28 protein-coding genes are annotated in these 26,400 nt (G+C 60.2%); 25 read left to right on the top strand and 3 right to left on the bottom strand.

Annotated features, from left to right (window positions below):
- Nucleotides 1-172: 172 nt before the first annotated feature.
- From ACEN9F_RS30525 to ACEN9F_RS30540, 4 genes are all read left to right on the top strand, one after another.
- Nucleotides 173-1,030 carry a hypothetical protein gene (locus ACEN9F_RS30525; RefSeq protein WP_413426373.1) on the top strand — a complete coding sequence of 286 codons (858 nt, stop codon included), beginning with the start codon at nt 173-175 and terminating at the stop codon, nt 1,028-1,030.
- The gene (locus ACEN9F_RS30530) at nt 1,014-1,799 is read left to right on the top strand and encodes an ATP-binding protein (protein ID WP_413426375.1); all 786 of its coding nucleotides are present in this window, start codon (nt 1,014-1,016) and stop codon (nt 1,797-1,799) included. The genes ACEN9F_RS30525 and ACEN9F_RS30530 overlap by 17 nt, the downstream gene beginning before the upstream one ends.
- A gap of 95 nt (nt 1,800-1,894) precedes the next feature.
- Nucleotides 1,895-2,311, top strand: coding sequence for a hypothetical protein (locus ACEN9F_RS30535; protein ID WP_413426377.1), 417 nt, complete (start codon nt 1,895-1,897; stop codon nt 2,309-2,311).
- Nucleotides 2,312-2,532: 221 nt separating this feature from the next.
- Nucleotides 2,533-2,997, top strand: a complete 465-nt coding sequence (locus ACEN9F_RS30540) for a hypothetical protein (RefSeq protein ID WP_413426379.1) — start codon at nt 2,533-2,535, stop codon at nt 2,995-2,997.
- Between the two features lie 82 nt (nt 2,998-3,079).
- Here ACEN9F_RS30540 and ACEN9F_RS30545 read toward each other — a convergent pair whose 3' ends face one another.
- Complete coding sequence (locus tag ACEN9F_RS30545) at nt 3,080-3,313, bottom strand: hypothetical protein (protein ID WP_413426381.1); 234 nt, start codon at nt 3,311-3,313, stop codon at nt 3,080-3,082.
- Nucleotides 3,314-3,674: 361 nt separating this feature from the next.
- Entirely contained in the window at nt 3,675-4,733 is a 1,059-nt protein-coding gene (locus ACEN9F_RS30550; protein ID WP_413426382.1) for a hypothetical protein, read from the bottom strand.
- Between the two features lie 208 nt (nt 4,734-4,941).
- Between ACEN9F_RS30550 and ACEN9F_RS30555 the strand changes: the two genes are divergently transcribed.
- The 10 genes from ACEN9F_RS30555 (at nt 4,942) to ACEN9F_RS30600 (ending at nt 13,505) form a co-directional block, all read left to right on the top strand.
- Nucleotides 4,942-5,103 (top strand): hypothetical protein, encoded by a 162-nt coding sequence (locus tag ACEN9F_RS30555; protein ID WP_413426384.1) that lies wholly within the window; start codon nt 4,942-4,944, stop codon nt 5,101-5,103.
- A gap of 377 nt (nt 5,104-5,480) precedes the next feature.
- The gene (locus tag ACEN9F_RS30560) at nt 5,481-5,810 is read left to right on the top strand and encodes an HNH endonuclease (RefSeq protein ID WP_413427234.1); all 330 of its coding nucleotides are present in this window, start codon (nt 5,481-5,483) and stop codon (nt 5,808-5,810) included.
- A 178-nt stretch (nt 5,811-5,988) separates the two neighbouring features.
- On the top strand, nt 5,989-6,441 hold the full coding sequence (locus tag ACEN9F_RS30565; RefSeq protein WP_413426386.1) for a terminase small subunit: 453 nt from the start codon (nt 5,989-5,991) through the stop codon (nt 6,439-6,441).
- Nucleotides 6,442-6,450: 9 nt separating this feature from the next.
- A complete protein-coding gene (locus ACEN9F_RS30570; RefSeq protein ID WP_413426388.1) occupies nt 6,451-8,130 on the top strand; it encodes a terminase large subunit in 1,680 nt (559 codons plus the stop codon).
- Nucleotides 8,130-9,401, top strand: a complete 1,272-nt coding sequence (locus ACEN9F_RS30575) for a phage portal protein (protein ID WP_413426390.1) — start codon at nt 8,130-8,132, stop codon at nt 9,399-9,401. The genes ACEN9F_RS30570 and ACEN9F_RS30575 overlap by 1 nt, the downstream gene beginning before the upstream one ends.
- Nucleotides 9,373-10,065 carry a head maturation protease, ClpP-related gene (locus ACEN9F_RS30580; protein ID WP_413426392.1) on the top strand — a complete coding sequence of 231 codons (693 nt, stop codon included), beginning with the start codon at nt 9,373-9,375 and terminating at the stop codon, nt 10,063-10,065. The genes ACEN9F_RS30575 and ACEN9F_RS30580 overlap by 29 nt, the downstream gene beginning before the upstream one ends.
- A gap of 68 nt (nt 10,066-10,133) precedes the next feature.
- Nucleotides 10,134-11,351, top strand: a complete 1,218-nt coding sequence (locus tag ACEN9F_RS30585) for a phage major capsid protein (protein ID WP_413426394.1) — start codon at nt 10,134-10,136, stop codon at nt 11,349-11,351.
- A 52-nt stretch (nt 11,352-11,403) separates the two neighbouring features.
- On the top strand, nt 11,404-11,580 hold the full coding sequence (locus ACEN9F_RS30590; RefSeq protein WP_413426396.1) for a hypothetical protein: 177 nt from the start codon (nt 11,404-11,406) through the stop codon (nt 11,578-11,580).
- A 2-nt stretch (nt 11,581-11,582) separates the two neighbouring features.
- On the top strand, nt 11,583-11,891 hold the full coding sequence (locus ACEN9F_RS30595; protein ID WP_413426398.1) for a hypothetical protein: 309 nt from the start codon (nt 11,583-11,585) through the stop codon (nt 11,889-11,891).
- Between the two features lie 3 nt (nt 11,892-11,894).
- Nucleotides 11,895-13,505 carry a hypothetical protein gene (locus ACEN9F_RS30600; RefSeq protein WP_413426400.1) on the top strand — a complete coding sequence of 537 codons (1,611 nt, stop codon included), beginning with the start codon at nt 11,895-11,897 and terminating at the stop codon, nt 13,503-13,505.
- Here the strand turns inward: ACEN9F_RS30600 and ACEN9F_RS30605 are convergent.
- Nucleotides 13,502-14,296 carry a hypothetical protein gene (locus ACEN9F_RS30605; RefSeq protein WP_413426402.1) on the bottom strand — a complete coding sequence of 265 codons (795 nt, stop codon included), beginning with the start codon at nt 14,294-14,296 and terminating at the stop codon, nt 13,502-13,504. The two genes, ACEN9F_RS30600 and ACEN9F_RS30605, sit on opposite strands and share 4 nt — an antisense overlap.
- 126 nt (nt 14,297-14,422) lie before the next feature.
- On the opposite strand from ACEN9F_RS30605, the gene ACEN9F_RS30610 reads away from it, so the two are divergent.
- The 11 genes from ACEN9F_RS30610 to ACEN9F_RS30660 all read left to right on the top strand — a co-directional run bounded on the left by ACEN9F_RS30610 (nt 14,423) and on the right by ACEN9F_RS30660 (nt 26,378).
- Nucleotides 14,423-15,028 (top strand): hypothetical protein, encoded by a 606-nt coding sequence (locus ACEN9F_RS30610; protein WP_413426404.1) that lies wholly within the window; start codon nt 14,423-14,425, stop codon nt 15,026-15,028.
- On the top strand, nt 15,025-15,342 hold the full coding sequence (locus tag ACEN9F_RS30615; protein WP_413426406.1) for a phage head closure protein: 318 nt from the start codon (nt 15,025-15,027) through the stop codon (nt 15,340-15,342). The genes ACEN9F_RS30610 and ACEN9F_RS30615 overlap by 4 nt, the downstream gene beginning before the upstream one ends.
- On the top strand, nt 15,339-15,806 hold the full coding sequence (locus tag ACEN9F_RS30620) for a hypothetical protein (protein ID WP_413426408.1): 468 nt from the start codon (nt 15,339-15,341) through the stop codon (nt 15,804-15,806). The genes ACEN9F_RS30615 and ACEN9F_RS30620 overlap by 4 nt, the downstream gene beginning before the upstream one ends.
- Complete coding sequence (locus ACEN9F_RS30625) at nt 15,803-16,168, top strand: DUF3168 domain-containing protein (RefSeq protein ID WP_413426410.1); 366 nt, start codon at nt 15,803-15,805, stop codon at nt 16,166-16,168. The genes ACEN9F_RS30620 and ACEN9F_RS30625 overlap by 4 nt, the downstream gene beginning before the upstream one ends.
- Nucleotides 16,169-16,286: 118 nt before the next feature.
- Nucleotides 16,287-16,931 carry a phage tail protein gene (locus tag ACEN9F_RS30630; RefSeq protein WP_413426411.1) on the top strand — a complete coding sequence of 215 codons (645 nt, stop codon included), beginning with the start codon at nt 16,287-16,289 and terminating at the stop codon, nt 16,929-16,931.
- Between the two features lie 97 nt (nt 16,932-17,028).
- The gene (locus ACEN9F_RS30635) at nt 17,029-17,445 is read left to right on the top strand and encodes a phage tail assembly chaperone (protein WP_413426413.1); all 417 of its coding nucleotides are present in this window, start codon (nt 17,029-17,031) and stop codon (nt 17,443-17,445) included.
- Nucleotides 17,446-17,462: 17 nt separating this feature from the next.
- A complete protein-coding gene (locus ACEN9F_RS30640; protein WP_413426415.1) occupies nt 17,463-17,747 on the top strand; it encodes a DUF1799 domain-containing protein in 285 nt (94 codons plus the stop codon).
- 14 nt (nt 17,748-17,761) lie between these two features.
- The gene (locus ACEN9F_RS30645; RefSeq protein WP_413426417.1) at nt 17,762-22,999 is read left to right on the top strand and encodes a phage tail length tape measure family protein; all 5,238 of its coding nucleotides are present in this window, start codon (nt 17,762-17,764) and stop codon (nt 22,997-22,999) included.
- Nucleotides 22,996-23,919 (top strand): hypothetical protein, encoded by a 924-nt coding sequence (locus ACEN9F_RS30650; RefSeq protein WP_413426419.1) that lies wholly within the window; start codon nt 22,996-22,998, stop codon nt 23,917-23,919. The genes ACEN9F_RS30645 and ACEN9F_RS30650 overlap by 4 nt, the downstream gene beginning before the upstream one ends.
- Entirely contained in the window at nt 23,920-26,172 is a 2,253-nt protein-coding gene (locus ACEN9F_RS30655; protein WP_413426421.1) for a hypothetical protein, read from the top strand. It begins immediately after the preceding gene.
- On the top strand, nt 26,169-26,378 hold the full coding sequence (locus ACEN9F_RS30660; RefSeq protein ID WP_413426423.1) for a hypothetical protein: 210 nt from the start codon (nt 26,169-26,171) through the stop codon (nt 26,376-26,378). The genes ACEN9F_RS30655 and ACEN9F_RS30660 overlap by 4 nt, the downstream gene beginning before the upstream one ends.
- Nucleotides 26,379-26,400: the final 22 nt, after the last annotated feature.

Raw genomic sequence — 26,400 nt, forward strand, 5'->3', positions numbered from 1 at the left:
GATCGATTTTCGCTACGCTGCAGGTACGGCACTACAAGTTTCAAACGGGGCAGCGGCTGCGCAGCCGCGACTAGGCGATCCCAGCCCGCCGGTCACGCCCCGACCTTTTTTAACGGCTGGTGGAAGGTTGGATGATGATTGTTTTTGAGCAGACGGAAGAGGCAGGTAGCAAGTGAAGCGGCCGTCATTTCAGTTTTATCCCGCAGACTGGCGGAACAACTCCAAGCTGCGCCGCTGCTCCGAGGCGGCGCGCGGCGCGTGGGTTGACGTCATGTGCGTCCTTCACGACTCCGACGAGTATGGCGTCTGCCGCTGGCCGCTGGATGAAGTCGCGCGCGCCGCCGGCGTGCCGCTGAAGCTGGTTCGCGAGCTCGTAAGCAAGGACGTCCTCAAGGGCGCGGACAAGGGTGCCGCTGATTACATCTACACGCCGCGCCATGCGGGCAAGACTGGCGCCCCTGTGACGCTGGTGGTGGCCGGAGACGGATCATGCTGGTATTGCAGCCGCTTTGTACGCGACGAATACATACGGCAACGACGCGGCCAAGGCACCCGTTTTTCTGAAGATAATCAGCCACCGAAGGAAGCACCCAACCACACACCAAAGCCCCCCATTGGTACGCGGCATGGTGACGGCCCTACATCTACATCTACATCTACAAAAGAACTACCTACCCCTAGCGGGGTAGGGCCTTCGGCTGCGCCGAAGAGCGCACGCAAGAAAGCCAAGACGCCATTGCCGGAAGACTTCGCGATCTCCGACGCCGTAAGGTCCTGGGCGGCTACCAAGGGCCACGAGAACTTGCAAGCGCACTTCGATTCGTTCGTCGGCAAGGTGCGCGCCAACGGTTACGTCTACGTCGACTGGGACCAGGCGCTGCAGAACGCGATTCGCGACGACTGGGCGAAGCTGAGCCAAAGGCAGCTTCCGCTGACCGGCGCTGCCGGCCCGCCGACGCGCCCATCACGACACAGCGGCTTTGAAAACATCGACTACTCGGAAGGGATTGAAAATGGACGGATCACGTAACCCTGCACCGGTGTCCATCACGACATCGCAGAAGGACGCCAACTGTGAGCAGCACGGCGCCTACGTCAGCCAAGGCTTCCAGATCGGCCGCACGATGCGCTGGCAAGGCTGCCCCGAATGCTCCAAGCTGCACCAGGAGGCCGAGCAGGCGAAGCAGTCAAAGGAAGATGCGGAGCGCGCGCAGCGCTCGCTGGAGCGCCGCCTGGATTGCTCCGGCATCCCGTTGCGCTATCGCTCGAAGACGTTCGAGTCGTTCGTTGCCGACACCGATGGAAAGGAGAAGGCACTGGCCGTGGCGATGGAGTTCGCCGCGAACTTCGGCACGCACCTGAGCGCGGGCACATCGCTCGTTATGTCGGGCATGCCAGGCACCGGCAAGAGCCACCTGGCCATCGCTATCGCGCAAACGATCATGGGGCAGCACACGGCGTTGTACACCAGCGCCATTGATGCGGTGCGCATGATCCGCAACACCTGGCGCCGCGACTCGCCACAGACCGAGACCGACGTGCTCGACATGCTGGCCAGCGTGCATTTGCTGGTGCTGGACGAGGTTGGCGTGCAGTACGGCACCGAGGCGGAGCAGGTCAGCCTGTTCGACATCATCGACAAGCGCTACCGCGACATGATGCCAACCCTCCTGCTGACGAACCAGAACAAGGCCGGCATGAAGGCGTTCCTGGGAGACCGCAGTTTCGACCGCCTGCGCGAGGGCGGCCTGTGGGTAACGTTCGATTGGGAATCGCACCGCGGCAAGGCCCTGGCCTGAGCATCCACCACGCGCGGCACAGCGCCCAGCACCACCAACCAAAACACGGGAGCAGTAGATGAATCAAGAATTTAACATGCAGTCGGAGAAGCGCCATGGATGATCGCCTGCTGAATCAGTACTGCCTGGACTGGGTGTACTGGTGCTACACCCGCCGCTACTACATCGCCCCGGGCGGCAAGTCGGTGCTGGCCAGCATGCAGCCAAGTAAGACGGGGTTGCCGCCGAACGCGCGGTTGGACCCTGACATGCAGTTCTTCAATATGGCGGTCCACACGCTCGCTGACATGAAGGAGCACCGCGACGCGATGGTGTGCTTCAACCTGTACTACGTCGAGCAGGCTGACAACGTGAAGCGGCTGGCTGACCAGTTGGGCATCAGTCGGCCGACCTACTACAACCGCGTGAAGTCGTTCGCGCGCAAGGCGCTCGTGTTGGCACAGAGCCTGAAAAAGGTGCATGCAGAATCGATGGACGGCGGCCCGCCGGCGCCGACGGGTGCGGCGGACTGAGTGTAAAGTTTTCGTTAGACATAATAGTCCGTGACTTGCCTTTACACTTTGGGCGAAAATAGCCTCAGTTTTGGTAGTCTGAAAAATTGACCCCAAAGGATCGCTACTTACAAGATATGTCTGAGCGAAATGCCCGCGACGACAGCTGCGGGCATTTTTATTTCTTGTACTACATTCGTATTCCCTGTAAATTGTAAATTTCATAACAACTAGGGGATATCATGTACGACAATCGTCTGATCATAGCTTTCTCGAAATCGGCGGAGGAAGTCAATTCACTTGCGGAGCGCTTCATCAGCGCATTGCTTGGACAAAAGCCTCATCCTCGCAGCCAGGGCCAATACATTGAATACTCAAGCGTCGGGGGAGCGCAGTTTTCCTTTGAGGCTTCAGCGCATCTAACTAAGATGCGCTTCAAGTTGCGGCACGCTATCTTCGACGATGGGGAAAGCAAATATTTGGTAGGTGAATTCGACTGGTACTTTCCCGACGCGCAAGGGAAGTTCCAACTTTCGGGGAATGGTATCCAATTAATCCCTACTGTGAATGTGCTTCTTCCTGGCGGTACGTACTTCGAACTTTATAGCGGATCCGATGAGAGCGAGTTGGAACGGTTAGAATTGGCGGTATCGCAGCTCGTTATGCACGAGATTCAATCGAGAATGGTGCTGATTGAAAAGCACTGAGAGTATTTTTTTGCATACCATGGAGCCACCCTTGAGGTGGCTTTTTCTATTGCTGTCGGTCTAAACCTGCGAACCGATATGTCTATTGATTGTGGCGTGGCACAACGATCAGCTTCCATTCGATCGGTTTGTTGGCCGGATGAGCGGGATGTGTCTGCGGAGGAAATGTGTTTCCTTGAGTGGAGACAATTTCATGTGTGCAGTGTGCGCAGCGGAAGATGCCGGATTCTGGTACGTTGTCCCCTGGTTTATGCACTGCATTGAACGCAGCGTGGGTAAGTTTTTGAACTACTGACGTGTCTTGGGCGTATGCCATGATTTCTCCTTGTTAGTTATCGGGCTGATAACGAGTAAAGTTTAACGGAAACATTCCGCTCCAATTGTCACAATTGTCACGCTTCCCTGCAGATACCGCGGGAGCACCCGAAGCCACCCGTGCGGTGGCTTTTCTTATTTCGGCGCCACTTCGCGAGACAGCCAAGACGCAGATGACGCACCCGACTCAGCAGTTCGTTCGCGACTACATGGACGCACGCGCTCCACGGAGCCGCTTTCGCGGCGGCGGTCGCCGATGTCACTGGATCCAGCATGGGCTCCCTGCTATCGCTCTTGAAGTATTCGAATGGCACCGCGCACAAGCTGTTCGAGGCTGCAATCAAACTATGCGCGCGCTGCAATTAGTCTTCGTCAGACGTAGCAGATTTTTTGTCTTTACCCAGTGCTTTCTTCTTATCCGTAAGCACGTCCAAGAGTTTATTGATCAGCTCTTGCGTGTTGATCGGGTAACTTTCTTTCACGACGTGACTAAACGATTTGGGCGCGAAAAGTTTAATAGCAATTTCCTTTTTTATTTCGTCACGTGTGTCACTCGGCAGCGTTGAAATGTACGCGTCAATGGCCCCGATATCGAGTGCTGTCTGACGTAGTGAATATTGTTCGTGCCTGTGTTTTGCAGATTCTCGCGCCAAGTAGGCAGCGGGCACCGATAGCACCAATGAAAACGCGAGACGGAGCAAAGCTTGTTCTAGAGTTAACGTACTTTTCGTCGCTTCGTACAATGCGAGGGCGATTGGAGTAACGGCAGCTGTCATCACTAGTAGTGCGCAAATACGCAGGACATTTGCTGCCCATTGTTCTTTTATGGCATCTTTATCGTAGCTTCCAGCGAGAACTTTTTTCCCGGCGGTTCCTAACAGTTTGTCTAGTTCAGTCAATCGGGTATTGAATGCCGGCTTTACGGCATCGTACGCATCAGATGCCGTCCGATATTTGTCTTTTAGAGGATCTAAGTCTGCCCTTAGAGTGGCTCCAATCGCACCTACTGTATTTCGTAAATCGGTCAACTCCTCGGTCATCATCGAAATATCTGCCAGCAATTTAGACACCTCGGGTGTCGATTGGCGCGACTGCATGCCGCCAGGTAAGGTCGCTCCATTCGTCCTTTGTTCGTGTTCACGTAATTTCGACTCGACCTGAAACAAAATATCCAACGTTGCGGCTTCCTCAAGCGATACATCGAGGTCTGTCCTAGTTTTTGCCTCGGCAACTAGGACCTGAGTTGCCTCCGTAAATTCGCGAAGTCTCTGGCCGATAATTGCGTATTTCATTCCGCTTCCGAGCGCTGTGCCTAGATTGGAGTGGCGCTCATGAAAAGTGATGATTGCGTCGCGAACGGTGGAAGGTTGCTGGACGTGTTTGAGTCGATTAAGAAGAGGCGATATGGCCTCAACGGTCATTAACTCTGCGTCACGGGCAATTTGAAGCAGTTCTTGGAGGGGAGTTTGGGACATATGGGTTAAGGGCAATTTTTATAGTTGCATTGAAGATACCATATCACTCATTAGGCATTGCAGAATATTGTTACTTAACTGGTCCAACGCACTCGCGTCGGTCGTTCGCCGCCTCCGCACCCATGCGCTGGCGGCTTTTTTATTCGAGGTCCACATGTTCGGTCTGTTGAAATCCGTGGTTGGCCTGGCCGCCGACGCGGTGCAGGTCGCTGTGGCGCCTGTCGAGATCGTCGCCGACTTGGCCGGTGCCGCCATGAAGCCGGTCACCGAGGTGGCCAAGGACCTGGTCGCCGAGGTCAAGAGCCTGAAGGACTGACCGTGGTGTTCATGATCCACACAGCTGCACTGCCATAAGAAAGACGCGCGCCCACGCTGGGCCGCTTTGGATAAGTGCGAGATAGAGTTGGAACTTCTGATCTTGAGTAAGCATAGGCTTCCTGTGGTGGTGAAGGTTGAAGTGTAGGAGGGCACCACAGTCGGTTCTTGTGGTGGGTTTTCCGCACAAAGGACATCGTCGCTGGTTATGGGCTTTGGTTCCTCTGGTGGGTTTTCCAATGCTCATCGCGCGGCGTCCTACTGTGGGGGTTATCTCTCCATATTATGTTGCTCTAACAAATAGCCGGAGTGCATGAGGTGGCTCGCCTGCAGACATTGAAGCCACGCATCGGCACCGCGCCGGCCAGGCTGGCGACCATGCAGCCCGGTAGTTGGCGCACTGACAAAACAAGCAGCACCGCACGCGGCTACGGCTACAAGTGGCAGCAGGCCCGCGCCGGCTACTTGGTGCTGCATCCGTTCTGTGCGTACTGCTTGCGCGAGGCCAGCATCAGCTACGACCAGGCGGCCGTGGCCATCGGCCTGCAGTGCACCAAGACAGGTATCGGCCTACCGTATGCCCAGGTGGTCGACCACGTGATCCCGCACCGCGGTGACATGAAGCTGTTCTGGGATTCGGCCAACTGGCAGTCGCTGTGTTCGACGCACCACAGCCGCGACAAGCAGCGCGAGGAAGCCGGAGGTTGATGGGTCGATGCAGGTCAGGATCGAAGCGCCACGGGGACTGTGACGAAGCGGCAGAGGCATGGATGAAGGGGCCGAGAGGCCAAAAGGGGAGGGGGTGGGCAAATGTCCGCAGAGCAACACCCTCTAGACCGCATGGTACCGCACGCGCAGATTATTTCCCCGGTAGGAGATTGAGTTAATGGATTTAACAGGCAAGCGGAGGGCCTTCGCGGACGCCCGGCTTGCCGGAAAGTCCAACAAAGAGGCGGCGATAGCGGCCGGCTATAGCGCCGCGACCGCCGGCCCGGCCGGCTCGCGACTGGCGAAGGACCCGGTCATCGCGGCATTCATCGCGAAGTATCAGAAGCCGGGTGCAGAAGCGCCGCCAGCGCCACCGCTACCACCGGCCGCGCCGTCGTTCGATGTCCAGGCCGCGATCATGCACTCGGACCCGAAGAACTTCCTGCTGGTGGCGATGAATGACCCCGCGGCGCCGGCCAAGCTGCGCGTCGAGGCGGCCAAGGCGCTGATGCCGTTCATGCACAAGAAGCCCGGCGAGGCCGGCAAGAAGGAGCAGCGCGACGCGGACGCGAAGAAAGTCGCTGGCAGGTTCGCGCCGGCGGCGCCGCCGCAGCTCAAAGCCGTGAAGTAGGGCATCGAAATGGAATGGTCCACAGCCTGCGTCGATTGGGCCGCCAGGCTGGTCGCGCGCGAATCGATCATTCCACCGCCGATCTTCCCGGACCAGGCGGAGCAGGCCCTGGCGATATTCAAGGAACTGCGGGTGGTCGACCTGCCCGGCAAGCCGACATTCGGCGAGTGCAGCGAGCAGTGGGTATTCGACTTCGTGGCCGTCATCTTCGGCGCCTATGAGTCGGACACCGGCCAGCAGCTGATCCGCGAGTACTTCCTGCTGATCAGCAAGAAGAACACGAAATCGACGATCGCGGCAGGCATCATGCTGACGGCGCTGATCCTGTGCTGGCGCGAGGAGGAAGAGCACCTCATCCTGGCGCCGACGAAGGAGGTCGCAGACAACAGCTTCAAACCTGCCGCCGGCATGATCCGCGCCGACGAAGAGCTGTCGGCACTGTTCCACATTCAGGAGCATGTGCGCACGATCACGCACCGCGTCAACCGCGCATCGTTGAAGGTGGTGGCGGCCGACACCGACACGGTATCGGGCAAGAAGTCGGGGCGCATCCTGATCGACGAGCACTGGTTGTTCGGCAAGCGCGCCAACGCCGATGCGATGTTCATGGAGGCCACCGGCGGCCAGGTGTCGCGTGACGAAGGCTGGGTCATCTACCTGACGACGCAGAGCCAGGAGCCACCGGCTGGCGTGTTCAAGGAGAAGCTGCAGTACTACCGCGACGTTCGGGACGGCAAGATAGTCGACCGGAAATCGCTTGGCGTGATCTACGAGTACCCGGATGCGCTGGTCAAGTCGAAAGGCTATCTCGACCCGGCCAACTTCTACATCACGAATCCGAATATCGGCCGCTCCGTGAGCGCCGTCTGGCTGGAAGACCAGCTGCGCAAGCAGCAGCACAAGACGGATGGTTCGCTGCAAACCTTCCTGGCGAAACACCTGAACGTCGAAATCGGCCTCAACCTGCGCACCGACCGCTGGCCGGGCGCCGACTTCTGGGAGGCGCAGGGCATCGAGGTACTGACACTGGATGAGTTGCTCAGGCGGTCCGAGGTCGCCGTGGTCGGCATCGACGGCGGCGGCCTGGATGACTTGTTGGGCTTGGCCGTGATCGGCAGGGAGCGCAAGACCCGCCGTTGGTTGTTGTGGATTCATGCCTGGGCCCACGAGATCGTTCTGGAGCGGAGGATGGAGATCGCGCCAGCGTTGCGGGATTTCGCCGCCGACGGCGACCTGACCATCGTCGAGCAGCCAGGCCAGGACGTCATCGAGGTGGCGGACATCATCTGCCGCGTGCGCGACGCGCGGCTCCTGCCGGACGAGAAGTCGATCGGCGTGGATCCGGCCGGCATCGGCGATGTAGTGGATGAATTGACCGATCCGGATATCTCGCGCGGCTTCACGATGGAGCAAATCATCGGGATCTCGCAGGGGTGGCGGCTGAGCGGCGCCATCAAGACGACCGAGCGCAAGATCGCCGGCAAGGAAATGGTTCACAGCGGCTCCAGGCTGATGGCGTGGTGCGTCGGCAACGCCAAGGTGGTCCCGGCCGGCAACGCGACATTGATCACCAAGCAGATATCCGGCACCGCCAAGATCGACCCGCTGATGGCGGTGTTCAACGCGGTGTCGCTGATGTCGCTGAACCCCGAAAGTAACGCAATCGACCAAGGCTTCGTTTCCCTCTGATGATCAATCCACTGAAAAAGCTGGCGGCCATGTTCGGCGCCGGACCCGCCACGCCCGTCGAGAACAGCGTGACCGTGGTGACGTCCAACGACCCGCAGGTCATCGCGACGCTGGGCGGCTCCAGCTCCGCATCCGGGTTCCCGGTCACGCCGGAGAGCGCCATGCGCGTCTCGGCGGTGTATGCGTCCGTTCGATTGCTGGCCGGCGCACTCGCCTCGATCCCCGTGGCGTTGTATCGCGAGAAGGAAGGCGTGCGCGAGTCCATCAGCCCGGAACTATGGTGGCTGCTGAACGAAGAGCCAGCGCCCAGCTGGACGGCGGCGTCCATGTGGGAATGGATCATGCTGTCCATCTGCCTGCGCGGCGACGGCTATGTGGAAATCCGCCGCGCTGGCCCTGCCGTGAAGACATTGCGACCGCTGCATCCGGACCGCGTGTCGGCGCGCAAGGTGGGCGACTACCTGATCTATACGGTGTGCGACGACGATGGCGGCATCCGGCCCGTTCACCAGGACGACATGCTGCACTTCGCCGGCTTCGGCTTCAACGGTATCCGCAGCATGTCCGTGATCCAGTGGGCGGCCTTCCAGTCCATCGGCGTCGCGCTCGCGGCCGACACGTTCGCGGGAAGTTTTTTCGCCAATGGCGCCGCGCCCAAGCACGTGATCAAGGCCGCCGGCCGCATGGATGAGGAACAGGTCGAGCAGCTGCGCGGCGAGTACAAGAAAAAATATGCCGGCGCGAACAACGCCGGTACGCCGATGGTGCTCACCCAAGGACTCGACATCAAGGAAATGAGCATGACGGCGGACGATGCCCAGCTTCTGGAGACGCGCAAATGGCAGGTGATCGACATCGCCCGCGCCTTCGGCGTTCCGCCGCATCTGATCGGAGCCCAGGAGACGACCAGTTCCTGGGGAACGGGTGTCGAGCAAACCACCCTGGGCTTCATCAAATTCTCGCTGCAGCCGCACATCATGCGGATCCGCCAGGAGCTGAACCGCAAGTTGTTCCGTCGCGCCTCGCCGTTCGTGGAGCACAAGATGGAGTCCTTGTTGTCGGGCGACTTGAAGGCCGAGGGCGAGTACATGCGCCAATCGGTCGGCGGTTCGCAAGGCCCCGGCTGGATGACGATCAACGAGATCCGGAAAATCAAGAATTTGCCGCCGATTGAGGGCGGTGACGTGCTGTACCGGCCAGAAAAGCTGGCGAAACCACCAACATCCGCCAACAAGGACACCAATGAAGAAGATAGCCCAGTTGCTGCGTAACGGCGGCACCGCCACGCCGGCCAAGATCACTGCGGAAGGCGAGGACGCCACGCTGTACCTGTACGACATCATCGACCCTTATTGGGGCGTCAGCGCGGTCCAGTTCAACAAGGCCCTGGCCGGTATGGCTGGCAAGAAGGTGACCTTGCGCGTGAACTCGCCGGGCGGCGACGTGTTCGACGGTCGCGCGATGGCCGCCGCCATCGCCCAGCACGGCGACGTGCACGCCATTATCGAAGGCCTGGCCGCGAGCGCGGCCACCTATGTCACCGTCGCCTGCGCCTCCGTCGCCATCGCGCCCGGCAGCTTCTACATGATCCACAACGCCTGGACCATGGCTTATGGGAACAAGGACGACCTGGTCAAAACGGCCGCTTTGCTGACCAAAATCGACGATTCGATCATCGACGACTACGAAAAGAAGACCGGCAAGACGCGCGACGAGATCGCCGCCTGGATGAACGCCGAAACCTGGTTCAGCGCCGACGAGGCGGTGGCCAACGGCTTCGCCGACAAGGTCAGCGATGGCGCCAAGGTCGAGAACAAGTGGGACTTGAGCGCTTACAGCAATGCGCCGAAGCCGCCACCATCGGATGACACCAAGGACTGGGAGACGGTCCGCCAGCGCAACGCCAACCGCCTGCGCCTCCACGAAATCGGATAACGCACTCGCGCAATCCATACCCAGCCGCCCCGAGCGGCTTTTTTTACGCCCGTAGAAAGGGAAATACGATGAAATCGATTCAAGCACTGCGCGAGGAACGTCAGCAACTCGCCAAGGAAGCCCGCAACCAGATGGAGCAGAAGGGCGACCGCGCCTGGACCAAGGGCGACCAGGCCACCTTCGACGCCCGCGCCGACAAGATTGACGCGCTGGAAAGCGAGATCGTCGCCGTCGAAAAACTGATGAAGTACGAGGTCGAGAACAACGTCACCGACGTCGAAGAATTCCGCCGCAAAGCGGACACCAAGGCCGAGTCCAAGGGCCGCGAGCTGTTCGCAAAGCTGCTGCGCAACGGCCCCGCCGGCATGACCCATGAAGAACTGGTGGCCATCCGCAATACGATGTCCACCACCACGCCATCGCAGGGCGGTTACACGGTGCAGACCGACGTGGCGAAGGAGCTGATCGACGCGCTGAAGGCCTACGGCGGCATGCGGGCAGTGTCCAGCAGCATCACGATGTCGCAGGGTAACCCGCTGGGCTATCCGACCTCCGACGGCACGACCGAGACCGGCGAGTGGGTCGCGGAAAACACCCAGGCGTCGTCGGCCGACATGTCCTTCGGCACGGTGGCCCTGAACACGTTCAAGGCCAGCTCGAAGATCATCACCATCCCGATCGAGCTGCTGATGGACAGCAGCATCGACATCATCGCCATGGTGAACAAGCGCATCCGCGATCGCATCGGCCGCACGATGAACGCCGGTTTCACCACCGGCACCGGCACCGGTCAACCGAACGGCTTTGTCACGGCCGCGAGTGTGGGCAAGACCGGCGCCACCGGCCAGACCGTCACGGTTCTGTATGACGACCTGGTCGACCTGCAGGAGTCGATCGACCAGGCCTACCAGGACGCCGGCACCTGCCGTTTCATGATGCACCAGCAGACCCGCAAGGTTGTCCGCAAGATCAAGGACGGCGCCGGCCGCCCGATCTGGGCCGAGTCCTACGAGGCCGGCATCAAGACCGGCATCCCGGCGCAACTGCTGGGCTGGGACGTGGCCATCAACAACGACATGGCCGTGCCGGCCGCCAACGCCAAGACCATCGGCGGCGGCGATTTCTCGAAGTACATGATCCGCGACGTGCTGGACATCACGATGTTCCGCTTCGAGGACAGCGCCTTCGCCACGAAAGGCCAGGTCGGCTTCCTGGCATGGTCCCGCGCCGGCGGCAACCTGCTGGACGCCAACGGCGTGAAGCTGTACCAGCACTCCGCAACTTAATCCAATCCACCTCGGCGGCGGGGTTAACCCCCGCGCGACAACAGGAGAAATCATGGCAAAGAACCCACAGAAAGACGGCGAGATCAAGGCGCGCGTGCTGGTCGATTGCGACCTGGGCAAGTGCAACGATGTCGTGCTGATCTCGGCCGCGCAGACGGAAGCATTGGCGGGCCTCGTCGACACCGATCCTGCCGCTGTCGAATACGCCGAATCCCTCGCGAAAGAATAATCATGACCATCCGCCTGCTGTGCGCCTATTCGAACTATCCGCAGAACGCCATCGTCACGCTCGATGCCGGCACCGAGGCGGGCCTGGTCACCGCAAAGATCGCGTCGACCGATCTGACCGGCGGCGTAGCGTATGTGCCGCCGACTCCCCCGACCCAGTATTCCCGCGCATCGGTGGTCAAGGATGGCGCTGGCGCCGTAACCGGCATCGCCGATGCCAACGGTGCGCGCGTGGTCGTCATTTCGAGCGCTGCGCCAGACAATGGCGATGGCCGCCCTGACGGCACTCTGTACATCCAGACTGCCTCCTAAGCCATGGCCGGGCTCACTACGAAGAAGGCCGGCGCCTACGCCGCGCCGGTAGCGCTGTTCACGAAGAAGACCGGCGTCTATACGGCCGTCGCTCAGGCTTGCTTGAAGATCGGCGGCGCCTATCAATCGATCCTGAACATGGGGAAGGATCGCGTGGTTGGCAATCGCACGCGCTCCCCGGTGGCGTCGGCCACGCTGGGTACCGCCATCAAGCAGATGAACTGGCTGTACCTCGGCTTCTGCCTGTTTTCGCCGTACGACTTTCGCGCGGTGTACCCGACGCACTACACCAACGCATCGAATCTCGAAATCAATGCCCCGAACAATCTCACGTTCGAGGGCTGGTCGATCATGTACAGCGCCACCAAGGACGTCAACGCGGCAACGCGGGTGCTTGGTTCGGTCGCAGGCAGTACGGCGGCCTTTACGATCGACCCTACGGTCAATTCCGTCGGTTTCATCACCGACTTCAACGTTGCCAAAGATGTGATTCCAGCGGGCCGACACATCTGGATCGGCCAGGCCTTCGCCACCCCTTCCGGCGGCGCGGTGCCAGGAGTCTACAACTTCGGCCCAAGCTCGACCCTGGAGGGTTCGGTCGGATCCGCGGTGACTTCGCAGGCCAGCAAACTGACTTCGGGCACGCTGCCCGCCACCGGCGCCAACGGCAGCGCTAGTAACTGGGGTCCGAGCATGATTACGTGCAAGGGCAATCCGAACAAGGCGGGCATGGGCTGGGGCGACAGCGTCGGGTTCGATGCGAATGAGTCGGCCTACACCCAAACCGATGGCGTCTCTGGCTGGCTGAATCGCGGCATGGCGATGAACGACGAGTTGTATTTTGCCAATATGTGCATTCCCGGTTCCAGCCCCGGCTACTGGGTGGATACCGGTCGTGTCGCGGTCGCCAAGAAGTTGGACCTGATTCACCTGTTCCCGACCATCCCGTTCGACTTCATCGTCGACCAGGCCAGTACGAACGGCTGGGGCTCCGGCGGCACCACCTACGCAAATCTGCTGGTGAAGTTCAAGGCATACATCGCACTGCTGCGCGCCGAGTTCCCGGGCATCCCGATTCACCAGTCTCTGGTCATCTGTAAGGCATCCGCAACGACTGACGGCCTCACCTCGGTTGCGGGGCAAACGCCATCGCTTCCGATTGGCAGCGGCCAGCAGCAGCTGGCGGACAAGCTGCTGCTGGACCGCGCAGACGGCACAGTAGATGGTGTGATTGACATCCGGCCATATTTCAGCGCCGTCGGCGACGTGACCCGCTGGCCGGTCAATCCGTTCAGCACCACGATCGCTGTCGACTACCCGGCGAATCAGGGCTTCATCATCCTGAGCGCACCGCCGCCGGCCGACGTGGGTTTGATTCTGGATCCGCTCGGCTGGGGCGCGAACATTGCCACCAGCGTCAGCGGCCGCAGCATCAAGTTTGTCACCGACCTGGGCAACGGCACATGGCGAGTCGATGTCAGCTTCGGCTGGACGATAGCCAAGGCTGCAGGCATCGCAGTGCAGGGCGCCGACACCATCGACCTGGTTCACCCGGCTGCCTGTTCGCACAAAAAGGGTGCTGTCGGCATGGACGCTTATAAGGCGAATTTTTAGCTTCCAGGTGGCGTAAATTTCCCCATCACTACTTCGTAGGGCGGAACGCCGTAAGAGGCAAAAAGATGTACCAGTATCGTAAGAACTCCACCATCGCGGTATCGTGGCAATAGCTGATGGAGGTCTTGTCCATCCATGCGCTCTTTCGCTACTGGCTCACCTACAAAGTTGTAGACGTCAATGCGCTCTCCGTTTAGGAGTTGGCGAATTTCAGTTCCATCAAACCCGTCGATCCCAAACTCACCAACCGCGAAGCAGTACGCGGCCTTGGCGAGTGCCAATCCGAATGAAGTGGGTTCGCCCGATGTTGTGTACTCCTGCCGCTCTGAAATTCTGACTGACTGAGGGTAGTAGCGGGTGATGTTGATAAATATAAACCGAAAGTTCGACACGCCGTCACCGACGTCAATGCCCCGCAGTTTTCCAGCGACGGGCGGAACGAACATGCTAATCACCTTCGGGAAAGTGGCCAGCGTTGCCGGAACAACTTGGTTTCCGTAATAGATCGGCGGGAAGCTGCGCGACGGAGCTTTGTTTGTGAGTCGGATGAGGTTCCTGATGACAAGGAAGTCTGTGTTGATAGCTAGTTGCTCAAAGCGTTGATTACCAAATCGGGCACATCGAGTACATGTTCCACCGAGGAATAACAGCGTCCCGCCGAGTGTTTTTGTGACGATATGCTCAATAGTGAGGGCTGACAACGGGTCATCGCTTGGAGGCTTGAGGCAAAAAATGCAAAACCCCAGTGAAGGGTATTTGTGCTTGCGCATCTTAAGCGAAGGCATTTTCATCTTGTCTCTCCAATTTGGTGGTCTATTTAAACACATATTTTCTGATGGTCATTCTTTTGGGAATGGACTGAAAATTTTTATCATTGAAACTGGCACCAACCTGCCGAATGCTAACTGGAGTCCAGCATGACCAAGATCCGCACCGTCGCGCCAACCGTCCTCGCCGTCACGCTGGACGCCGCCAAGTCGGCCCTGCGCATCGATGGCGCCGACATGGACGCACTGGTGACCACGTGGACCAAGGGCGTCATCGCCCAGTTGGAGCACGAAGTCGGCCAGTGCATGATGGAGCAGACGTGGGAGGTGCGCCTGCCGGCATTCCCCGGCGTTCCATGCTGGGCCATCGGCCAGCCCGCGCCACGCCTGCAGGACAACGAGATCAGCCTGCCGCATCCGGTGCTCGACGTCACCTCCGTGCAATACATCGACGTCGACGGCGCCACGCAGACGCTGGCGCCGGAGGAATATCGGCTAAACAGTGGCCGCTACGCCAGCAAGCTGTCGCCCGCGCGCGGCGCCAGCTGGCCGGCGACGGCGGAGGATGATGCGGCCGTGGTGGTGGCCGTGCAGTGCGGCTATGGCGACGATCCCGAAGCGACGCCGGAAGAGGTGCAGCTGTACATCCTGGCAAAGCTGGCGGAGCAATTCGACCCTGCCACGCGTCTGGAGCGCGATACGGTGCAGTCGAAATTCGTTGACGGGCTGCTCGACCGCTGCAGGACCTACGGATGAGCCTGTCCTCCCGCCTGAACAAGCGCATCACGCTGATGATGCCGCCAACCGGCCAAGACGCCGCCGGCCAGCCGCTGCTCGATCCGGTGGAGTTCGACAAGGTGTGGGCCGAGGTGATCGACATCGGCGGCGACGCGACAGTGGCCGCTGACCAGCTGGAAAGCGTCACCCGGACCGAAATGCTGATCCGCGCACGCGGCGACCTGCCGGCGAAGCTGCTGGTTTCTTATAAATCGGTGATGTACGACGTCAAGGCGGTGCTGAGCAGGAACGACCGTACGCTGAAACTGATCACCGTCAAGGTGACTTCGTGAGCGGCGGCTTCACGGTCGACCTGTCGCAGCTGGTCACGCTGCGACAGGACATCCGCGACTTCGGCGTCGCCGTCAAGGAGGAAGTGGCGATGTCCGGTGTGGCCGCCGGCGCCAAGGTGCTGTACGACCACGCGCGCATGCTGGCGCCGGTCTCGGAAGAGGCGCATATCTTCTACGGCCGCAATTCGAAACGCACCGGCGTGACCTACACGTTCCTGCCGGGCAACCTGCGCGCGTCGATCTATCGCGTCTACTCGCCCGAGAAGTCCGGCGACGACCGCAAAGAGTACCGGATCAGCTGGAACCATATCAAGGCGCCGTATGGTCACATGGTCGAATTCGGCACCGTGAACGCGCCGGCACACTCATTCCTCGGCGCGTCGCTGTCGGTGCTGCCCCAGGCCTACCAGACGGCAAAGATCGAGATGGGCGCGAAGCTGTTGACGCTGCAGAGGCAATCATGACCATGGAAACGCTGATCTTCGACACACTGCGCGGCCTGGTGGCCGATCGTGTCTACCCGGGCGTCGCGCCCGACGGCGTCGGCGACGCGCCTTACATCACGTGGAGCATAGGCGGCGGTCAGCCGGTGAACTTCGTGGACGGCAGCCAGCCGAGCAAGGGCAATGGCCGGCTGCAGATCAACGTCTGGTCCAAGACCGTCATGCAGACCGCGCTGCTGGCGCAGCAGGCCGAGACCGCACTGCGCGGCAGGGTGGAATTGAGCACCACCGTGCTGACCCAGAGATTTACCCGCGTGGACGAGGTAACCAAGCGCCACGGGACGTATCAGTTCTTCAGCTGCTGGGCGGACATCCCAGCATAAATAGAGACTCAAAACACCCAGGCCCGCCATCGCGGGCCTTTTGCTTTCTGGCCCTTCACGGGTGCCATCAACCAGCCGCCGCGAGCGGCTATTTTTTCGCCCATCGAAAGGAACTCTTATGAGTGTAGCACTCCCCAATGGCATCACCTGGGCGCTGGCTGTGGCCTATGCGTCCGCTCTGACGGTGACCGCCGCCAGCAACGCGGCTGAATGCGTGCTGACCGTTACCAACACGCTGGCCGCCGGCGACATCGTCGAATTCACCTCCGGCTGGTCGCGCGCCAATGCGCGGCTGTTCCGCGTGAAGTCGCCGGCCGGCGGCACCGTCGTGCTGGAAGGTTTCGACACCACCAGCACTGTGCGATTCCCTGCGGCCAGCGGCACCGGCACCATCCGCAAGGTCAATACCTGGACCTCGATCCAACAGATCATGGATGCGACCAGTTCGGGCGGCGACCCGCAGTACGCGACCTACTCCTTCCAGGAGGACGACTACGATCGCCAGATCCCGACCACCACATCCGCGCAATCGCTGGCCATCAACATCGCCGACGATCCGACCCTGGCCGGCTACCAGGCAGTGAAGGCCGCGGCCGAGTCGCGCCTGACCACCGGCCTGCGCGCGTCGATGCCGCAGGGCGGCTTCATCTACTACAACGGCATTTTCGCCTTTGACGAGACCCCAAGCATGTCCAAGGGCAACGTCATGCAGGTCAAGGCCGGCTGCGCGCTGCAAGGCAAGCCGGTCCGCTACGCATCCTAACCACCACTGTCGCCTTGCCCGTCGCAATGCGGGTTTTACGCAGCCGAGGAGCAATTCCCCGGCTGCTTTTTTACACCCAAAAAATAGAGAAAACATCATGGCCATCAAACTCGGCAAGAACCCGAAAAACTTCACCCGCGACATCCCACTGGTCACCATGGACGGTGTCGCCGATGTCCTGGTGATCACCTACAAATACCGCTCCCGGCTGGAATTCGCCGAGCTGCTGGACGAGCGAGTGGCCGCCGAGAACATGCTGAACGCGCAGGAGGCAGCGCAAGCCGCCGCCATCGCCGACGGCGCCGCGCCGGTGCAGAAAAGCGCCGCCGAGGGCTTCACCAAGGCTTCGAAGGAAGCCGCCGAGAGCGTGCTGGAAATCGCCACCGGCTGGGACATCGACGACCCCTTCACGGTCGACAAGCTGATGGAGCTGGAATCTGACTTCCCTGGTGCGCTCATGGACATCCAGAACATGTACCAGGCAGCCCTGCTGGAGGTCCGCCGAAAAAACTAGAAGCCGTCGCGCGGGAAATGTATACGCCCCAGCCGTCGGCCCAACAGCTGGCGGGTCTGGGGCTTTTACCTTCCGACTTCGCGGCGGTGGAAGTCTTCGACGACAACATCCCGGCCTTCGACCTGTTCCTCTACGTGGGGACGCAGTGGATGTTTGGCGGGAACGGCCCGACGGGCCTGAACTACATGGTCGTCCACCACAAGCTTGACCGGGCCAACCTCGATCCGGACGAGTACGAGCGTCGCATGCAGGACCTGCAGATCATGGAGCGGGTCGCACTGGCGACGATGCGAGAGCAGTAAAAAGGAGAAGTGATATGTCAGATCAAATCGGCACCGCCTCAATCGGCTTGGCTATAGATTCAAGCGGTGTCGATGCTGGTTTGAACCGGATGGAGGCCACTGTCGAGCGCACCGGCCGCTCGCTCAGCACCTTGGGCCGTACAGGCGCCGCGGCGGTGGAGAACATCGGCACTGGCGCGGGTTCCGCTGCAATACGCGTTGATGGCGCCACCCGTTCGATTCAGGGCAGCATTCAGCGCGTCACGGCCGCCACCGAGGCCGGCGAGCGCAATACGCGCTCCTACTTCGAATCTCTGGCCAATCAGCGCGGCGCGAACCTGAACGCGCTTCGCCCGTATCTGGATCAACTCGAACAGGTACGCACTCGCCAGCAGGAAGCCGCCACCGCCGCGCTGCGCAGCGGCCAGGCCTTCAACACGCAATCCCAGTCGGCCGCCCAGCTCGCGGCCAATCTGCGTGGCGTGCCAGCGCAACTGACCGACATCGTGACATCTATTCAAGGTGGTCAGGCGCCGCTGACCGTCTTCCTTCAGCAGGGTGGCCAGCTGCGCGATATGTTTGGTTCCGCGGGAGGCGCCGCGCGCGCTCTGGGGGGCTATGTTCTCAGCCTGGTTTCGCCGCTGACCATTGCCGCCGTCGCCGTCGGCGTGCTGGCCTTGGCATACAACCAGGGTAGCAAGGAGGCCGACGCCTTCCGCAAGTCCATCATCCTGACCGGCAACGCCGCCGGGACCACCACCAGCCAACTGGCCGGCATGGCGAAGCAGGCGTCGGACGTCGCCGGCACGCAGGGAGCTAATGCCGAGGCGCTGGCGCAGTTGGCCGGCACCGGAAAAGTGGCCGCCGACCAGCTGCTGAAGGCGTCGATCACTGCGGTGGAATCGCAGAAATATCTGGTCATCGCGGTCGAGGACACGGTAAAGGCGTTCGCCGACCTGGGCAAAGATCCGCTTCAGGCCACGCTCAAGCTCAACGATCAATACAATTATCTCACGCTGGCCACCTACAAGCAGATCAAGGCGTTGCAGGACCAGCAGCGCATGTCCGAAGCCGCCAAGATCGCGCAGGTCGCCTATGCCGATGCGATGGATAGCAAAAACAAACAGGTGGCCGCGTCGCTCGGCATCCTGGAGCGGGCATGGAACGCCACCGGCGCCGCCGCCAAGGGTGCATGGGATTTCATGCTCAACGTCGGCCGCGAAGACACGATTGACGACAAGATCAAGCGTGCGCAGGAGGCGCTAAAGGCCGCCCAACTGGCGCGCTTCTCATCCATCGGCACCCAGTCCGAGCGCAACTCGGACCGCGACGAGGCACAGCGCAATCTGGACCGCCTGCTGAACATCAAGAAGGTCGGCGATCTGACGGCGCAATATCAGGCCGAGGATGCGAAGAGCCGCGATGCCGCGATCAAGTTCGAGCAGCAGGGCGAGCAATATCTGTCGCGCCGCGCCAAGATGGAGAAGGATATCGCGGCGGCGCGCGCCCTTGGCCAGCAGGCCGCCCAGCGCGGCGAAGACCCGGCCGCTACCGAACAGCGCGTACAGGATCGCATCGCGCAGATCCGCCAAACCTATGCGGCGCTGGAAAACGAGGGAATCCAGAAGCGCATCGCCGATATCCAGCGCCTGGGCGTCATCCAGGAGGAACAGGCGAAGCGAGATCTTCTCATCCTGCAGGGCCGCGATGAGGCCGGGCTAAATAAGGCGCAGGATTCCAAGGAAGCCTACATGAAGGCGGTCTCCGATGCGGACGAGGCGGCGCTGACGCGCGAGAAGTCGCGCGCGCAGCAACGGCTTGCCCTGCTGGCCCAGGAGGTGGTGAGCGAAGATGGCCGCGCCGCGCAGCAGGAGCGCCTGGCCAACGTGCGCGGTGAGATCGCCGCGAAAGATCAGCAGATCCTGAACCGCCAAGCCCAATTGCAAAAAGATCTGTTCGTCCTCGACGTGCAGAACACGCATACGGCCATTGAATCATTCAACCAGTTATACGACTCCCGCCGCAACGAACTGGAAGCGGTGGAGCAGCAACTGCAGGCACAGAAGGACCAGAATGCGGCGCTCGGCCTGAATGCCAAGCAGCTCGAAACACTCAACACCCAGTTGGTCGAGGAAAAGGCCAACCGCCTGGAGGTCAAGGCGGAAATTCTCGATACGATCCTGGGCCGCGAGGAAGAGGCGGAAGTGCTACGTACGACTGCGCAGCGCATGCGTGAGCTGAACGTCGCCCAGATCGAGGGCGTCCGCAAGGCTGCTAACCTAGATGCCTACAAGACGTTCTGGTCCTCGATCGATAGCGCCGCACAGGAGGCTTTCACCCACATCGGGGAAGGCGGCAAGTCCATGCTCGATCGCTTGAGCGACAGCCTGAAATCCGGCCTGTTGGACCTGCTCTACCAGCTCACCGTCAAGCAGTTCATCATCAACGTCAAGGCCAACGTCAGCAGCGATGGATTCGGCGCCATCACCAGCGCGCTAAGCGGCGGCGCTAGCGGCGGTGGTTCAAGTCTGTTCGGCACGGCCGCGAACCTGTTCAGCGTCGGAAAATCGATCTATTCCGGTTTCAGTGCTGGTATCGCGAGTTCTCTCGGCACGCAGATCGCCGGGCTGGGGAACCTGTTCGGATCTTCCGCGGTATCCGCCTTCGGCACCGGCATGACGCTGACCACCGGCCAGGCTGCGACGGCTGCAGCAGCATATGGCGGCACCGGAACAGCAGTAGGAGGGGGGCTGACTGCCGGCGCCAGCGCCGCCTCGGCAGTTCCGATCATCGGCTGGATCATCGCCGGCATGATGGCCAACGACAGCTTCTACAAACAGGGCTACAAGATCGACGGCCAGCGCGGCGACATCACCAAGGAGCTTCTGGCCAGCACTCTGAAGGGCAACTTCCTGGGGCCGATCGGCGCCACCGCTACGGTTGGTATCGGCGCCGCCGATTCGCTGCTGCAAAAGCTGGGTCTGGATGGCCGCACCGCATCGCTGCTATCCGGCAGTTCTCTATGGGCGAAGGCATTCGGTCGCCAATCGCCAACAATCGAAGGGGAGGGTATCAGGGGGAATATATCGTCCTCCGGCGTTACCGGTGAATCGTTTATCCAGATTCTGGAGAAAGGCGGATGGTTCCGCAGCGATAAACATACCGAGCAAACCGTTGAGCTGAATGATAGTTTTAAGAACTCCCTTCTTTCCGCATTCCTTGATTCCAAGACATTTACGCAAGGCTTTGGTAAAACCTTGGGGATCGATACCAGTGTATTGGATAGTTATTCAAAACCATTCGACATTAAACTTACCAGCGAAGAGGAACGTAAGGCTAGATCTGATAATAAAAGCCAAGCTGATATCGATGCAGCTATCGCGAAGGATCAAAGCACAAATATCGGAAACGTTACAAAATTCATTGATCAAATAAGCTCTGATCTCGCAGTCAAGCTTATCCCCAACTTGGCGGATTTTTCGAAGTATGGCGAGAGTGCAGGAGAAGCTCTCAAGCGTGTGAGCGCTGATTTCAGTGCCACCAACACGATAGCCAGTCTTCTGGGTAAAACCGCAACGGAGGCTTTTGGTTCTGCGGGGTTATCTTCGATTGCGGCGCGCGAACAGTTTGTGAACTTGTCCGGTGGGCTGGATGCGCTGTCTTCAAAAATCAGCAGCTATTCTAATAATTATCTTACTCAAGCCGAACAACAGGCTCCTGTAATTCAATCATTGTCAAAGGCATTTTCTGATTTAAATATTGCTGCTCCAACTACAAGGGATGGATTTAAAGACTTAATCAACGGATTGGATCTCACTAACGAAAGCCAAGTGAAGACATTTAATTCGTTGATGGATCTGCAAGAAGCCTTTGCACTTGTCACCCCACAGGTTGACAAGGCCGCGCAACTCCAGCAGCAGCGCCAGCTCGATATACAGTTAATGGAGGCGCTAGGCAACGCCGAGGGTTCGCTGGCCGCGACGCGGACCGACGCGCTGGCAGCGCTACTATCTGACCAGGCACGGATCACGCAGGCCCAGGTCTACGCGGCGCAGGATGCCAAAAAGGCATACGACTCTCTGGTGACCGTGGCTAACAGCGCGCTGACTGGCCTGACGAACTCGATCAACGCCGAGAAGGAGCGTATAAACGCTGCCTACGCAGCGCAGGCCGCCGCGATCCGTGATGCGGCGCAGGCTTCCGTGGATAGTGCGCAGGCCAGTCTGCAGGCGGCACAAACTCAGGTATCGGCGCTGCAAACCGTGTTCAACGCGCTGGACTCGGCGTTGTCGTCCACACAGATCGAGTCCGATGCGGCGACGTTGGCGCGACGTCGCGCCGCTCAAGGCGTGATCAATGCCAACGTGGCAAACCCGTCGAATCTCACCGACAACAAGGCCCTGACCGATGCTATTGGCACGATCAACGGCCAAGGCAACACGCGGCTCTTCGGCACCTTTGAGGAATACGCCCGCGATCAGGCGCGCACCAACAACGCGCTGGCGGCGCTACGCGATGCGGCTGGCGGCCAGATCGACTATGCACAGAAAACCGTCCAAACGCTGGAAGACACTATCGAGGCTATCCAGAAATCGGGCGAGGCCCAGCTCGCGCAGTTGCAACTGAATAACCAAGCCGAGCTGGACGGTCTTGACCAGCAGCTTGCCAACGATACTGCGCAGCTCGATGCGCTGAAGGGCATCAACAATTCGGTGCTCAGCCTTAAGGATTCGATGGCGGCCTTTGCCGCAGCGGTTGCCGGTCTAAAAGCAAACGCAACGGCGATCGATAAAAGCAACGATGCGGCTACGAGTAGCAACCTGGGTGCCAGCGCTACTACGGTAGAGGAATTGTACGGTGCCATCCTTGGCCGTCACAGCGAGGACGATGGTTTGAAATTCTGGACTGACGCGCTGGCCAGTGGTACCAGCTTTGAAGATATCCGCCAAGCCTTCCTGCACTCGGACGAGTACAAGAAACTGCGCGGTTTCGCGGTCGGGACCAATCGCGTGCCGTACAACATGCCGGCATATATCCACGAAGACGAGCGGATTATCCCTGCCGCTGATAACCGCCAGTTGATGGCGCTGATGGCACGTGCGACCAACCCGGGGCAAAACAATGCCGTTCTGCTGGACCAGATCAAGCGGCAGAACGATCTGATCGAAGCGCAGCAGGCGACGTTGGCGGCCATCGCCGCGAACACCGGCGCAGCCGCCGATACCCTCGATTCCGCCCAGAAGGGCCGTCCATTCCGCACGGTGCAAGTATGACAGCAATTCTGAGCATCATGGTACCAGTCCCCGTCACCGACAGCATGCTGATCAGCAGCACGCTGCCTGAAGCGGACTATCCCGTATATGACAACGCGCATGCCTACGCCTTAGGCGATCGGTGCATTGCGGAACACCGCATTTACGAAAGTCAATTTGCGACGGCGAACACCGGCCATCCTCCCACCGATCCGGTCAATCAGTTCGGCACCGTCGTGTACTGGCTAGACGTCGGCCCGACGAATCGGATGGCGATGTTCGATAACGAGGTGAGCTCGCAATCGACCGGATCCGGGTCCATCACCGTCGTGATCATGCCGGGTGCCATCAACACCATCTACTTGGGCGGCATGCAGGCTGCAGACCTCTCAGTGGTGGCGCGTGACACGCCAGGTGGCAACGTGATCTTTACCTTCGATGGCACGCTGGAAGCATCGAAGCCAGCCGACTACTACCCGTATTTCTTCAGCGGCTTCTCGTTCCTGAAAAGCAAAGTCCTTGCCGGCATTCCGGCGTACCTGCAAATGGAACTGACAGTGACGTTGACCAATGGCGTAAGCGGCACTGTGCTGTGTGGGTTGTTGGCCTTTGGTCTTCTACAGCGTTTGGGCCGTACACAGCAGGGAGCCAAGGCCAAGCCCAAGACCTACAGTTATGTGGACATCGACGCCTATGGCAAGGCAACCATCCGGAGGGGCAAAGCGGCCACCGATGTAACCGCCAGCGCCGTGATCGACAGCGGCGAGGCTCGCTTGGTGCAAGCCATTCTTGCCAGCGCGCTGGACATCCCTTGCCTGATGTCCTGCAGCAGCAATCCAGACTACTCCGGACTGAACAACTTCGGGCTGATCAGCGGCGAGGTGGTCTACAAGACGCCGGAGACGAGCGAAGTTTCCATCACTTCAGAAGGACTCATTTAAATGACTATCACTAATCCCACTCCAATCGATCCGGCGCCAGCGCCGCCGCCGCAGCGCGGCGACCCGGATACCTTCTCGGATCGCGTCGACGCTTTCGTTACCTGGCTGACGCTTGTCGTTGCGCAGTTCTACGCGCTGGCCGTCAACGTCTATGGCAACGCTATGGCCGCATTTGGTTTGGCTAACGATTCCGCCAGTTCGGCTGCGGCTGCAGCTACGTCGGCCAACCAGGCGATGACGGCGGCCGTCACCAGCGTGGCGGCCGTCGACCTAGTGGCGACCAGCACCACGTCGACCAACGTCGGGCCTGGGGTAAAAAACATGATCATCCAGGCCGGGAAGGGGTTCCGCCCAGGCATGCCGATTCGCCGAGCCATCACCGCATCGCCTGGCAATCGCATGGATGGATTTGTGATCACGTATGACATCGCTACCGGTGCATTGTCGATGCAGGTTGAGCAGTTCCAAGGCGGCGGCACCAGCGCTGCATGGACCATCACGATCAGCGGACCGACGTATCAATCCGGGACGACCGGGGGGCTGACCCGTACCCAAGGCGCAACTGGAGACATCGCAGTATCGTCTGGCGGTTCCGTTATGCAAGAGGCCTCGGCCGCCTCGGGTGTTTCGTTCCAGCTCATCGACCCCTATAACATGGTCGCGGGCGCCAACGTCTTCACGCTGGCCAATGTCAGCGATACAGGCTATTCCTGCGACATGGGTATCAAGGACGAAAATGGTGCGGTGATGGCGTTTCTGCCGCCCGGCAAGACGACGCCCGCTCACCTGCTCGATACCACCTCGCCTGGCGAATGGCTATTCCCGGAAGCATCGCCAGTTGGTAAGCCGGTCCGCTTTCAGGGGACGGCCAGCTCGCGCCTCGCTGGAGCAAACGGCGCTTTCGTCCGCGTGGTACCGCTCGATGCAGATCGCCTCCTTTTTATCGCACATGGCATCAGCATGCATGCCGTGGTCTACAACCAAACAACTAATGTCTGGGGCGCGCTGACGCTGATTCGCACCGCTTGGGCCGGTGCCGGCAGCATCGACAACGTGGTAGCTGCGCTGATCGGCACCGATACCGTGCTGGTTGTCTCGTGCCCGGAAAACACGGTCACCGCGCAAGCCGTAGTGCTGACGATGACTGGTGCAAGCATTGCGCCCGGCACAGCGCAAACCACCGGGTTCGGAGTCGCCGCTGTGCGCCTATTAGACATCCTGATCGTCGGCACAACTTACGTCATCGCCTACCTCGCCGCCAGCAATTCATTGCGCCTTCAGGGGCGGACGATTTCCGGTACCACGGTCAGCGCTCCGGGGACAGAACTGACCGGTGTGACCGGTACCGCCGCGCCGGCCATCTTCGCTATCACAGGCAGCGGCGCGGCATTGGGCTTCGCGGCGTTGACCTCGACCACCAGCACTATGACGATCACCGTCTATACGGTCTCAGGTGCCACGCTCACGGCGGGCGCCGCCACGACTGCCGCCGTCACGAGCATTTCAGGGATCACGATTAGGTTGACGGCGCTGGGGCGCTATCTGATCACATTCATCAACACCAGTGCCAGGGGGGCCGCGCTCAGCTTTACATCGACCACGCCGGCATTGTCTGCGTCGACCGTCGTCTCGTCGCTAGTCACTACTATCTCAGCAATCCAGTCGCAGCAGTTCAATTTCAATTTGGTGACGGCAGTCACTGGGACGGATGCAGCTGGCGGCTTTGTCACGGAGTTTGCGGGCCTGTCGGACAGTGGCACTGGCGCGCCGGTCTTGCTCAGCTCGATAGTGCCCCGCAACTCGCCTGCTGCACAGGTTGTGGCCCCTGTCGGCAACAATTGGGATGGCATCAGCACCACGGTCTTCCCTGTTTGGATGATCTCGACCTCCAAGGGTATCGAGTTGTATTCATTCTCCGTCAGCAACGTACTGTTTCTCGCCTATAGGGCCGCCCGCATGGGGCCTACCAACGTGGCGGCCGCCATTGCGCCGTTAGCCATCTATCCGAAGGATGCGCTGCATCGGTCGGTACTGAGCAAGTTCGGCGCCTTCAGCTTGTGCACCTTGGGCGACGGCAGCAAGCCGGCGCTGTACTCCGGCGACCTGCTGGACCTGGGCACTATGCGCACCAGCCCGGCGCTGATAAACGACCCCGCCAACGGCGCGAAAGGCCCGGACCAATCGACGCTCTGGATTCCCCTGTCGTACGGCACTGACGCAGTTCTAACCCTTGAACAAGTGAGGATCGCATGATCGTTGTTACCCAAAACGCGGGCCTGTTCGGCCCATTCGCCTCGGCCGAACTGCTGGCCGACCGTGTGCTGTGCGATGGCGCCGAGATTCCCTTCACCGTGGTCGGTGCCTGCACCCTGCTCGACATCGAGGTCCCGGCCGGCAAGCGCGCCGAGGACTACGACCTGGTCGACGGCGCGCTGGTCCGGAAGAACCCGGCCGAATAACCCTACCCAACTCGCCCACCAT

The organism is Duganella sp. CT11-25, assembly GCF_047302815.1.
Taxonomy (GTDB): Bacteria; Pseudomonadota; Gammaproteobacteria; order Burkholderiales; family Burkholderiaceae_D; genus Rugamonas.